Genomic DNA, 12,055 nt, shown 5'->3' with positions numbered 1-12,055 from the left:
ATTCAAAAAAGCCGCTTCGAATTTCGAAACGACTTTTCTGTCTGGCACTTTTCTACCTGATATTTTTCTGATTGTTCGTGCTTAGCGATTCAGTTGCGATTAATCTGGCTGGCGCGCACATGCGACTTTCATGGCTGATTGTGGGGCCATCTAATCGCTATTTAAGTGGGCTGTTCAAGCCGAGAACGTCCATTTCATAGATACGGACGGCAGTATCGGCCACTTGGGTCGGTTTGTCGACCACGATGCGGACGTAACGGGCGGTCGTTGCGGCAAAGGTATTCAGGCTTGTGGCCTTCGTGTTGTCGTACGTGCGGGCAACATCCTTGAAGTGTTTACCATCTGTGCTGACTTGAATCGTCCATGCTTTGGTATTCATATCCGCGCTTTCACCACCCGCCTTGGCGTGGGCGAGTTTGACCGCGCTAACGGTAGCTTGGTGGCCTAAATCAAGCGTTAACGTATGCGGGGCTTTACCAGTCGCACACCACTTGGTACTGAGTTTGCCATCAACGGCCATCTTTGGCGCTTCACTGCTATTGGTGTAACCCGAGGCACTCGTCTTCGCATTCTTCGATAGCACCGTCAGCGCGCCTTTAGCCTTTGGCGTGATCGTAATCAACTTTTTCATTGTGACGGACCGCTGCCCGTCCTTGTTCTTCGCAGTCAAGGTGACGTTATAGGTGCCGGCCTTCGCGTATATGACCGTTGGGTTCTTAGCCGTACTGCTGGTTTGCTTGGCACCGGTAAACTGCCACTTAAAGCTAGTCGCGTTTTTGGATGATGTGTTCGTAAACTTGATGGTACTTCCGGGACTAGCTAAGGTCCGGTCGACGGTAAAGGCTGCTTTGGGTTTGCGGTTATCGGGCCATTTCAACGTGGTTACTTTGGAGGCCGGGCCACGTTGGTTCCAAATATCGACTGGGACGACCATCAAATCAGTTTCATTTTGTTGCCCAGTCCGCTCGAGGGCGTTGAGGTAGAAATTAGTTGTATCGGTTGCGCCGAGAAATGAGCGTGAGCCATTCTGGTTGCGTTGGTAGATTTCATAGTGGTCCAAATGCTTAGTTGATGCGGCTTGCCAGCTCAAGTTCACGCCAGCGTACTTGCCTTCTTCATCAAAGACACGGTTGTCGATGGCGACGGACTTAACGGCCGTTGGACTGGCTTGCGGCTTGCCCGTGATTGCCAACCGCCCTAATTGTGCGCGATAACTGGTATCCGACTTGCTCGTCGTTAGGCTTAGACTGATTGATTTCACGGTCTTCTTAGCAAGCCCACTGACGTCGTAATCGATCGTTTGCCACTTAGAGCTGAGGGCCTGATCGCCCTTGATCGTCTTCTTGCGACCATCTTTTAACGTGACCACTAAATCTAACTGGGTCTTATCCGTGGCTTTCGCAGCGACCTTGACCTGGGTGTTGGTGGTAAACGGAATATCGGTCGTATAGAGCTTGATGGTGCTGGTCTTGTTCTTGCGCATCTGACCGGACAGCTGGATATCGTTGCCACCGTCATAGGCGTCGGTGTAATCGAATGCCGCTTTTAAGTCGTTACCAGAGGGGATTATCGATCATCCAGCGGTAAGTCGGGTTGATGGCCTGCAACGAGCGGTTGTTCCAATCGCGCAGTGAGACCTTGCGCCCCTTGATAAAGTAGTTATAGCCATTCCCTAAGCTGAAGTTAGTGACGAATGGTTGTTTCGTAATGGCACTTTTCTCCACGGCATAGGTGGAAACACCGGGCCACTGACTTGACGTTTTGGACGGAACGCTACGTGACGGATCGCTATGACTGTTCACCCATAGCGTTTCTTCCTTAGATTGGAATTCATCGGGCGTTTCAGATGACGTATAGGTCCAATTCGGGGCGTAAAGGCCTAGCGACGTGTAAGGAACGTTGTGCTGGTTGGCAAACAGATCCCAGCGGACGGGTGTCGAAGACCATCCGCCTGAACGTCGATGCCGGCGAAGAGGTTATAAGGGTTGAGCCCTAGCTTTTCAGCCCGGTCCCGCGACTTTTTGAGCAAGTCCTGGCTCGTTAACCGTTTCTTCGTCCACCAGAAGTTCAGGAACATTGAATCCGCGACTGGCTTCATGTTAGCGTCGACCAGGTAGGACTGGTTTTCCTTAGTGAGCGCATTTTGCCAATCCATCTTACCGTCCTTGGTCATCGAATCGTACCACATCAGGTCCAACTTGCTGCCGGCTTTTTGCTTGTATTCCTTGATCAATTGTTGCATGAGCTGTGCGTGCTTTTTGGTTAGCCCGCTCTTCGTCGTGGACTGGCTGTTCTTACCACTAGCGGCGGAGTCAAAGCTCTTCACTTCGGGGTCAGTCTCTTGATTGATGAACCAGCCATCAAACCCATAGGCCTTAGCAACCGCTACCAATTTATCAGCCATTGGAAAATGACCGTCCTTATCTTGTTTCAGGAAGTCATTGAGCCATTTGAGCTTGCCGCCACTAACGACCTGCGGAAAGAAAACGGTTCCAAGAACGGGCACGCCATTTTTATGAGCGGCATCAATGACATCGGCCGTGGGTGGCACGATCAAGCCTTCACCCGCTGAGCCGCCCCAGTAGACGAGTTGATCAATATATTGCCAATTTGAGAAGACATTGGCGTCAAACGTATTGATCCCGCGGGGCGCATTTCCACTGGTCGACGCGTTCATAATCGATAATGCGACGACTTTCATTTTAGGGTCCTGGGTCTTGTTGACGGTCGGGAGCTGCCACTTGTCGATGCGCTTGGCCAGTGGTACGGTCGCAACATTATATTTAGCCTGCTTATCCTTACTAAACTGCCACTTTAGCAGCTGATTGGGAAACCAGTACGGCGCTTCCGGCTGATTATCCATCCCTTTATCCAGACTGGCTTCAGCGGTCTGTTTGTAGCTGACTTTGCCACTAGATTGCTGGCTTGAACATGCGGACAAGCTGAGCGCGGCTATCAGTAGGGCAAACGTACTCGCGATTTGGCGTTGCCGTCTTTTTCTCATGATACTGTTCCTCCCTTGATCAAATCTGAGTCACCTGACGAAGACGACCATGGCCATGTGGACTGACGATTGAAAGCACCAGATAATGGCGATAAACGGTAATAAATTAGTGCTTCCGAGGTGGCTATCAATCGTCTTGCTGAGTCGTAACGGCTTTGGTAAAGTCCGGCCACACGACCAGGGTCATCTATACATTACTGGTATATATGATATATAATTTTTTCAGTAAAGGGTATCGACAAATTAAAGGAATTAAGGGACAAAATAAACTAATTGATGACTGAAATGGCGCCAGGTTAGATGGTTTATCTGAATTTACGCGCACAGTCTGGGTTGATTAGGGCGGGGCTGAATCATGAAAAGATGGATGAAAGCGTTATCGATGTTGCTTTTTTTGGATTGATTGAAGTCGTGTAGTATAATGACCTACCAGGAAGGTGATTAGTTATTAAATATAAAGTTGATAATGGTGAGTACCCGACTGGTAAGGACGCTGTCGATCCCAAGCGGGTCAAATATCTGAAGTTAATTAGTAAGTTAGCAACCTTTACTTGTATTGCGATGTACGTGTCGTATATTCCGCAAATCATTGATAATTTTACTGGTAATCCGGTGTCGCCGCTCCAACCCCTTGTCGCAATGATCAAAGGGATATTATGGACGGGGTATGGCTGGTTCAAGACGTATAAAGACTGGCCAGTCATTATCTCGAATGTCCCTGGGGTTATCTTTGGTTTCATCACCGTTTTAACCGTATATGTTCATTAACCATAACCGAAAATAGATAATAACAATCAGCCGACAGATTTTTTGTCAGTTGTATAGCTAATAAATTCCGCCACTTTGTGCTAACATTGACCACAAAATGGCGGAATTTATTATGAATCGGGATTCAAACGTGCCAGTCATGTGGCTTAAGGATGACAAGCAAACCGTGTCCATGCAGGACGTGCTAGCCGATTTTGATAAACCGGCTGAAGACGAGTAGACGGGACAGATTAGCTTTTACAATCGCATTTAAGGCTCAACAAAATAGGACCCGAAATCAATCCACAGTGATTGATTTCGGGTCCTATTAGTCATTTAGAAACACATTCGCAATGAGTCACTCAATCAACAGCGACGGATTTTGATCTTTAGCTTAATGCTGGTCTAATGCGACTTGAGCTAATAATAAGCCACCAGCAATACCAGAGTTGTTTCCAAGTCCGGCGGGAACGATGTAGTCATCGAGTGCCGGCACTTCTTCATAGCCGTTTAGATAAGCCGCGAATTTTTCGCGAATCATTGGGAAGAGTTGCCGTTGATTCATGACACCACCATTTAAGATGATTTTGTCTGGTGCAAACGCAACGGTCAGATTGACGCAAGCCTGCGCGATATAGTCCGCAATGATTGGCCAGACTGGATCATCGACTGGAATATCCTTACCAGCCATCCCGGTCCGTTTACCAACAGCGGGGCCGGCAGCTAGGCCTTCTAGACAGATGTCGTGGTATGGGCAACTTGATTTGAAATCGTCGCCAGGGAGCCGATTGAGCCGCATGTGGCCGAGCTCAGTGTGGGTCCGGCCGTTGAAAATTTGATTATGGCTAATAACACCCGCGCCAACGCCGGTCCCAATCGTCATGTAAATACTGTTCGGGACGTCCTTGGCAATCCCAATCATCGCCTCACCATAGGCGGCTTCGTTGACATCGGTCGTCCAGTAGAATGGAATGTCAAACTGCTGCTTCAAATGGCCGAGAAAGTCGTAGTCGCCCCAGCCAGGCTTAGGCGTGGTCGTAATGTAGCCGTATTTTGGATCTTCCGGATTAACGCCGATTGGCCCGAATGACCCGATCCCAATGGCCGCGACCGGATGGCCTGTAAAATAATCATCGACTGCCGCCATGGTTTCCGCTGGGGTGGTCGTCGGGATTGAAATCCGGTCACTAACTTGTCCTTGTTCATCGCCAATCGCACAAACAAATTTTGTGCCACCAGCTTCAATTGCACCTAAAAGCATCGTGTGCCTCCTGTGGATAAAAATATAGTTTTATTAATAAATAGTATACGCTTATTTAATAGCTTTGTTAACGATTACATTAATATTAGCACGCGTCTAGCTCACAGTTGAAATCCGGGCATCGAACTGGTGCTTATAAATTAACCGCGGCAGTCGCATCCGCTGCCGGTTCCGTCAATGCAATCAGTTGCTCGCCCGCCTGAACATCGGTGGCATTTAAACGCTCAACATTAGCGTAACTAGCGGTATTAGTGACCACGACCATGACGGTTGGATCATAGTTAGCGGCTTTCAAGGCGGCCACGTCAAAGGTACCGAGTAAGTCACCTTGATGAACGGTATCGCCCTTTTGAACGTTGGCTGTAAAATGTTCGCCCTTCAAGTTGACCGTATCCAATCCTAAATGAATCAGGATTTCCGCACCGGCAGTCGTTTTGATGCCGTATGCGTGATGGCTATCGTAAGTCACCGTGATGGTACCGTCAGCTGGCGCTAGAACCTGATCAGCGCTAGGGACGATTGCGGCACCACTACCCATGATTTCAGCGGAAAAGACTTGGTCATTGACTTGGCTCAAAGGTTCACTGGTCCCAGTGACGGGGGCGACGAGGATTTCGTCATTGACGTTGATCGGTGCCTTGGGTGTTTCAGGTTGTTGAACTTGGTCGCGGTCATCGCCGAGGGTTCGTTTTGCATAAATAAAGGTCGGAATGAAGGCGACAACGAACGAAATGACGGCACTAAGCGCGAAGGCTGGAATCGACTTTGAAGCAATTGAGATGAACCCAATGACTGATGCGGGTCCCATCGCCACTGATAGGACGTGGAATAGCCCTAAGAAGGCGGAAGCAATTCCTGACGCAATCGCCGCAAAGACGAATGGATATTTCATCTTCAAGTTGACCCCGAAGATGGCTGGTTCCGTAATTCCGAGTAACGCTGAGACCCCGGCTGAAGAAGTCAGGGCTTTTTGTTTTTGACTTTTAGTGGCAAAGAAAATAGCTAAAGTGGCGGCACCTTGCCCGATGTTGGCCATCGAAGCGACTGGGAAGATAAATGAACCACCAGTCTTGGCGACGTTGGCTAATAATTGTGTTTCGATTGCTGGGAAAGTTTGGTGGAGACCCGTAATCACAATGGCAGAATAGAGTAAGCCAAAGATGCCCATCCCAATCCAGCCAGTGCTGTTATACAGTCCAACTAAGCCGTTAGTTAACGCATCACTGACCGTCCGTAAGACTGGTCCGACAATGGTAAAGGTCAAAAAACCGGTGATTACAATTGAAAACATTGGGGTAAATGTGAAGTCAAAAGCCCCTTTAATGTGTTTATGGAAGAATTTCTCAAGGGTAGCTAAAATGAAGGCAACCCCTAAGACTGGTAGTACCTGACCTTGATAACCGGCTTGGGCCACGTGAAGTCCAAAGACGTTCCAGTAAACCATCTTACCGGCGGCCATGGTCGTCGCAACGTTATAGCCATTAACAAGTGATGGTAAGACCATGATCATCCCCATCGTCGCACCGAGGAAAGGATTACCACCGAAGCGCTTGGTTGCTGAGAAACCGAGCAGAATCGGTAAGAAGGTAAATGGGGCACTAGCCATCGCATTGATCATTTCAGCGATGCCTTTCAACCCTGGATAGACTTCAACTACGGATTTGGCCATGAAAAGATGTTCGGCGGTCAGCACGTTGTTGAGCGCCATTAAAAGCCCACCGGCAACTAATGCGGGCACGATTGGAATGAAAATATCTGATAAGACTTTTAGAAAGTCCATCAGTGGATTGCGTTTTTTACCAGCGGCCGCGACTGCCTTAATATCATCAGGAGTCGCTTCCTTGAGGCCAGTCTTGGCAATGAGGGCATCGTAGACTTTGTCGACATCGCCGGGGCCAATAATGATTTGGTATTGGCCGTTGGTTTCAAAGGTCCCCTTGACATCGGCATCATTGTCTAGGGCAGTCTGATCGATTTTAGATTCATCCTTGATGACTAAACGGAGACGCGTCGCACAATGGGCGGCCGCCTGAATATTGGTCTTGCCGATGGCCTTGAGAACGCGATCTGCAACTTCTTGATGATTCATGGTGGTTCACTCCCTGGTATCGAAATTTTGAATTTAAGTTAGTTTTGCAAGCGCTTTACAAATCCAATCATAACAAGTTCTAGTTTTATGTCAAGCGTTTGATATAAAATAATTTGGCTTTTAAATCACGTTATAAGCGTCCAATGTGAAAACTAATCATAAAAATGTCATACGTTTGACATAACGATGTAAGCGGTTTTATAATGGAGTCACTTAATTCAAACGATAAAAGGAGCTCAATCGGCATGCAATGGAATCGTAAAATGCGTTATACCCCCTATAATCAGTGGCCAGCGACTAAATTACCGCAACTGGCGGCCCAAGCTCGGCAATCCAAGTGGCGGATGCAGCACCACATTCAACCCGCATCCGGTCTGTTAAATGATCCCAATGGCTTTTCATATTTTAATGGGCAGTGGCACTTGTTCTATCAAAGTTTCCCATTCGGGCCTGTCCATGGCCTGAAATCTTGGCAGCACATGACTTCTGATAATCTGGTCGACTGGCACGACGAAGGCCTAGCGATTGCGCCAGATACGCCGTATGACTCGCACGGGGCCTATACGGGGACGGCGCTGCCCGTTGGTGACCGCTTATTCATTATGTATACCGGCAATGTCCGCACCGCTGACTGGCAACGTGAAGCGTACCAGATTGGCGCGTGGATGACGGCGGATAACCAAATCCATAAATTAGACCAACCGCTGATTCCCCACGCACCAGCGGGGTATACGAGCTCATTTCGAGACCCCGACCTCGTCAAGACTGACCACGGTTACTACGCATTAATTGGGGCGCAAACAACCGATGAACAGGGTGCGCTCTTGGTTTATTATTCAGAAGACCTTTCGAAATGGGACTGTCGTGGCGCAGTCAATGTTCCTGAAGCTGCGCGTGGTTACATGATCGAATGCCCGAACATCGTGTGGATTGATCAACAACCCGTCCTACTATTCTGCCCACAAGGCTTGTCGCAGCAGACGCTGGCTTATCAGAATATTTATCCAAACACGTATTTTATCGCTGAACAATTTGATTTAGACCAGGCCAAATTAACTGGTACGAAAGCCTTACACCAGTTAGATGAAGGCTTTGATGTTTACGCAACGCAGGCCATCAACGCACCAGATGGGCGGGCTTTAGCTGTGAGTTGGATTGGTCTACCAGAAGTCGCCTACCCAACTGATCAGGAGAACTGGGCCCACTGCTTGAGTTTCGTGAAAGAACTGACCTTGAAAGACGGCCACCTGTACCAGAATCCAGTGGCGGAAGTTGATCAATTACGCACGACAGACCAACCACTGACACTGGACCCTCATAATACAGCGACAGTCGCTGACTTGGACGGTAGCTTTGAGCTCCTGATGACGGTTGCGGCTGACGAAACGAGTACGGTACGCGTGGCGGATGCCCGTAATCGAGGGGCGTTAATCGTCACGGTTGATGCCCGAGCAGGCCAAGTCGTCATTGACCGCAGTCAGACTGGACACCCGTTTGCAGAAGACTACGGTCAGACTCGGACTGCTCAAGTAAAGCCGCACACGGCAATCAACATTCGGCTCATGATAGATGTATCGGTCTTTGAATGCTATATTGATAGTGGTTATTCTGTGATGACCGGACGCTTTTTCTTAGCGGACACACCAACGCAACTGAACATAGAAGCAAGTTCGTCAGCGGCGGTCACTGGTAAAGTCTGGAAATGGCGCCAATCAGAGCATATTGGAGCGAATGAATATGAAGCCAAAATTAAATGATGTGGCTAAGCTGGCCGGTGTCTCACCGACCACGGTGTCACGCGTGATCAACAATCACGGCTATTTAAGTGAACAAACGAAAGAAAAAGTATTTGCAGCGATGCGCGAGTTACATTACCAACCAAACAACATGGCGCGGTCGTTGCAGGGGAAGAACACGCAATTGATCGGCGTGATATTCTCAGATATCAGCAATCCGTTTTTTGGCGAGCTCGTGTCGCGGATTGAAAAAATCCTGTTTGCGAAGAACTATAAGGTGATTTTATGCAATAGTGCGGATGACCCGCAAAAGGAACGCGACTACCTGCAAATGCTGATGGCCAATCAGGTGGACGGCATCATTGCCGGGGCCCATAACTTAGGCATCGAAGAATATCAACAGTACGGGCTGCCAATTATTTCATTTGACCGCTACCTATCCGACAACATTCCCATCGTGAGCTCGGATAATTACCATGGCGGCTGGCTGGCTGCCCAAACGCTACGTCAGGCTGGTGCGGAAAACATCGCGATTTTTACCGGTAAATCCTACGCGGGTTCGCCGACGAATGGCCGCCGGGAAGGCTATGAAGCGTATTTAACGGCGGAACAATTGACGCCACATGTACATGAATTACCGTTTGAATTATCACCGGCCTTAAAAATGATGGAAATCAAAACGATCATGTCCCAGCAAAACTACGACGGTATCTTCTGTAGTGATGATTTAACCGCCTTATTGACGATCAACGTCGCCCACCAACTCTCGATTCGGGTGCCAGAAGACTTGCGTGTCGTCGGCTACGATGGCACCGCCTTGATGCGCAACTATCACCCAGAATTGACGACCATCGAACAACCGCTGACGGATATCAGCACGCTGCTCGTATCCTTGTTATTACAGCGAATCGCGGATGCTGATTGTCAGTTGGAATCAAAATACACGTTACCGGTCAAGTTGAGTAAGGGCATTACCGCGTAACGAAGGAGTTATGAGCAACATGACAGCAACAATTAAATGGTGGCAACAAGCCGTTGTCTATCAAGTCTATCCACGGAGCTTTCAAGATACCAATCATGATGGCATCGGCGATTTAAAAGGGATTACGGCGCACCTTGATTATTTACAGCAATTAGGGGTCGACGTCATTTGGTTGAATCCGATTTACCGCTCGCCCAATGATGATAATGGTTATGATATTAGTGACTATCAACAAATCGCCGCGGAATTCGGGACAATGGCGGACTTTGACGACTTATTAACGGCGGCGCATGACCACGGGATAAAAGTGATTATGGACCTTGTCGTGAACCATACTTCGGATGAACACCCGTGGTTTTTGCAAAGTCGCCAGAGTCGTGACAATCAGTACCGTGATTTTTACTTTTGGCGTTCCGGTAAGGGAGCTGACCAACCGAATAACTGGGAGTCGGCATTTGGCGGTTCAGCGTGGACCTATGATGAGCAGACGCAGCAGTATTATCTGCACACATTTTCAACCAAACAGCCGGATTTGAACTGGGAAAATCCGGCGCTACGAACGGCAATCTATCAGATGATGACGTGGTGGCTGGAAAAAGGCGTGGATGGGTTTCGAATGGGCGTCATCAACCAGATCTCTAAATTACCAGGCCTCCCAGATGGCCCCCTCAAGCCACATAGTCAATACGGCGACGCGCGAGTGACCAATGGCCCGCATGTGCATGAATTCTTACAAGAGATGAATCGACGCGTCTTGTCGCGCTTCGATATTATGACGGTCGGCGAGACTCATGATGTGACGCCGGCTGATGCCCGTAAATACGCCGGTAATGACCGCCATGAACTCGATATGGTCTTTGAATTTCAACATTTACGACTTGATAATAGCCAACACGGATTTGGTAAATGGAGTACCCGCAAGACGCGGCTGGTTGCGCTGAAACAAGTGATCAACGACTGGCAGACGGGGCTGGCTGGACAGGCTTGGAATAGTCTTTTCTGGAATAATCATGATACGCCACGCGCCGTGTCCCGCTTTGGTGATGACCGGCCGATGTATCGGGTGCGCTCAGCTAAAATGCTCGCGACTTGCCTGCACTTGCTGCAAGGGACCCCGTATATTTATCAAGGCGAGGAACTTGGGATGACGGATGCCCATTTTACAGACTTAGATAGCTATCGCGATATTGAAACGTTGAACGCCTATCGCGACTTAGTGACTGACCGGCACTTGCTGACGCATGCTGACATGATGGCCCGGCTTGCGGCGAGTTCTCGTGATAATTCACGGACGCCAATGCAGTGGAATGCGACTGAAAATGCCGGTTTTAGTGATGCGCAACCGTGGATCAAAGTGAACCCGAACTACCAACAGATCAACGCTGAAGCTGCCTTGGCTGACCCTGATTCAGTGTGGTATTACTACCAGCAATTGATAAAATTACGGCACCACTATCCAATCGTCACGCTAGGTACGTTCAAACTATTACTGGCGGATGATTCGCAGGTGTTTATGTACGAGCGGCACTGGCAGGACCAGACTTGGCTGATTGCCTGCAACTTCACGTCTGAAACGATTTCACGACCACTCCATCAATATTTGACGGCCGATGCCAAGTGCTTGCTGAGCAACTACGACGACTGTCAAACCGACACATTACGCCCGTATGAAGCCTGGGTGTACCAGCTCGCTTAGTGATAGGCGCTTAAGTTCAAAAGTAGCCAGCTGAGGATCGCTGGAAGCGGTGTGAGTTGGTGGATTCCTGTTCGCCAGCCGGTGCGCGCCGTAGTCCGACTTCCGGGGCCGGCTGACAATTGCTGGAACGTAAGCCGACATCGATTTGAACTCACGCAGAAAGTCACTGCGCAATTTCAAATACGAGTCTTATTCTAAGCCGGAAGAAGACCACTTCCGACTAAGAATAATTTGGCTACTGAGCATTGTCAGCCGGCCCCTACAGTCGGGAAGCCACTCGAATGGCAGATGAACGGCCACCTATCTGGGTATAATTGACCACTGAAATATTAGGTGGCTGGCCCTTTTAGCAAACTTTGAATTAGCATTTGCATACTGACAGTTAGACAATAGTATTATTATTGTCTTAAAATTCAAGACCATGTCGCAACTGGCCACGAAGATTTCTAACAACATTCGGTGATACCGATACTTCATGGATTGAAATACGTGTAAGCCAGCTGAGTACTCATTAGAAGATAGTCTTATAGATGAATATTT

General features: G+C 48.8%; 7 protein-coding genes and 1 pseudogene. 4 read left to right on the top strand and 4 right to left on the bottom strand.

Annotated elements, in window-relative coordinates; translation table 11 throughout:
- Nucleotides 1-157: 157 nt before the first annotated feature.
- Together KGF65_RS17110 and KGF65_RS17105 are read right to left on the bottom strand one after the other, a co-directional pair.
- Nucleotides 158-1,483 carry a discoidin domain-containing protein gene (locus tag KGF65_RS17110; protein WP_253954422.1) on the bottom strand — a complete coding sequence of 442 codons (1,326 nt, stop codon included), beginning with the start codon at nucleotides 1,481-1,483 and terminating at the stop codon, nucleotides 158-160.
- 70 nt (nucleotides 1,484-1,553) lie between these two features.
- Nucleotides 1,554-2,677, bottom strand: a pseudogene (locus KGF65_RS17105) (hypothetical protein).
- Between the two features lie 774 nt (nucleotides 2,678-3,451).
- On the opposite strand from KGF65_RS17105, the gene KGF65_RS13470 reads away from it, so the two are divergent.
- The gene (locus KGF65_RS13470; RefSeq protein ID WP_216748443.1) at nucleotides 3,452-3,772 is read left to right on the top strand and encodes a hypothetical protein; all 321 of its coding nucleotides are present in this window, start codon (nucleotides 3,452-3,454) and stop codon (nucleotides 3,770-3,772) included.
- 373 nt (nucleotides 3,773-4,145) lie between these two features.
- Here the strand turns inward: KGF65_RS13470 and KGF65_RS13465 are convergent, their stop codons facing one another.
- A complete protein-coding gene (locus KGF65_RS13465) occupies nucleotides 4,146-5,012 on the bottom strand; it encodes a fructokinase (RefSeq protein WP_050337929.1) in 867 nt (288 codons plus the stop codon).
- A gap of 133 nt (nucleotides 5,013-5,145) precedes the next feature.
- On the bottom strand, nucleotides 5,146-7,101 hold the full coding sequence (locus tag KGF65_RS13460; protein ID WP_105920226.1) for a sucrose-specific PTS transporter subunit IIBC: 1,956 nt from the start codon (nucleotides 7,099-7,101) through the stop codon (nucleotides 5,146-5,148).
- 245 nt (nucleotides 7,102-7,346) lie between these two features.
- Here KGF65_RS13460 and KGF65_RS13455 point away from each other — a divergent pair, with 245 nt between their 5' ends.
- Genes KGF65_RS13455 through KGF65_RS13445 form a run of 3 tightly spaced genes read left to right on the top strand, consistent with a single transcriptional unit; the run spans nucleotide 7,347 to nucleotide 11,515 of the window.
- On the top strand, nucleotides 7,347-8,858 hold the full coding sequence (locus tag KGF65_RS13455; RefSeq protein ID WP_101872651.1) for a sucrose-6-phosphate hydrolase: 1,512 nt from the start codon (nucleotides 7,347-7,349) through the stop codon (nucleotides 8,856-8,858).
- Nucleotides 8,839-9,819 carry a LacI family DNA-binding transcriptional regulator gene (locus KGF65_RS13450; protein WP_105923767.1) on the top strand — a complete coding sequence of 327 codons (981 nt, stop codon included), beginning with the start codon at nucleotides 8,839-8,841 and terminating at the stop codon, nucleotides 9,817-9,819. The genes KGF65_RS13455 and KGF65_RS13450 overlap by 20 nt, the downstream gene beginning before the upstream one ends.
- A gap of 19 nt (nucleotides 9,820-9,838) precedes the next feature.
- Complete coding sequence (locus tag KGF65_RS13445) at nucleotides 9,839-11,515, top strand: alpha-glucosidase (protein ID WP_216748431.1); 1,677 nt, start codon at nucleotides 9,839-9,841, stop codon at nucleotides 11,513-11,515.
- Nucleotides 11,516-12,055 lie beyond the last annotated feature (540 nt).

It is taken from the genome of Lactiplantibacillus sp. 30.2.29 (genome assembly GCF_018991255.1).
GTDB classification, from domain to species: domain Bacteria; phylum Bacillota; class Bacilli; order Lactobacillales; family Lactobacillaceae; genus Lactiplantibacillus; species Lactiplantibacillus pentosus.
The sequence above is the reverse complement of the archived record's forward strand: the minus strand, read 5'-3'. Positions and strand labels throughout refer to the sequence as shown.

Coding starts and splice junctions, on each gene's coding strand:
- KGF65_RS17110 (WP_253954422.1), bottom strand. CDS start 1,483: ATGCGCAAGAACAAGACCAGCACCATCAAGCTCTATACGACCGATATT.
- KGF65_RS13465 (WP_050337929.1), bottom strand. CDS start 5,012: ATGCTTTTAGGTGCAATTGAAGCTGGTGGCACAAAATTTGTTTGTGCG.
- KGF65_RS13460 (WP_105920226.1), bottom strand. CDS start 7,101: ATGAATCATCAAGAAGTTGCAGATCGCGTTCTCAAGGCCATCGGCAAG.
- KGF65_RS13455 (WP_101872651.1), top strand. CDS start 7,347: ATGCAATGGAATCGTAAAATGCGTTATACCCCCTATAATCAGTGGCCA.
- KGF65_RS13450 (WP_105923767.1), top strand. CDS start 8,839: ATGAAGCCAAAATTAAATGATGTGGCTAAGCTGGCCGGTGTCTCACCG.
- KGF65_RS13445 (WP_216748431.1), top strand. CDS start 9,839: ATGACAGCAACAATTAAATGGTGGCAACAAGCCGTTGTCTATCAAGTC.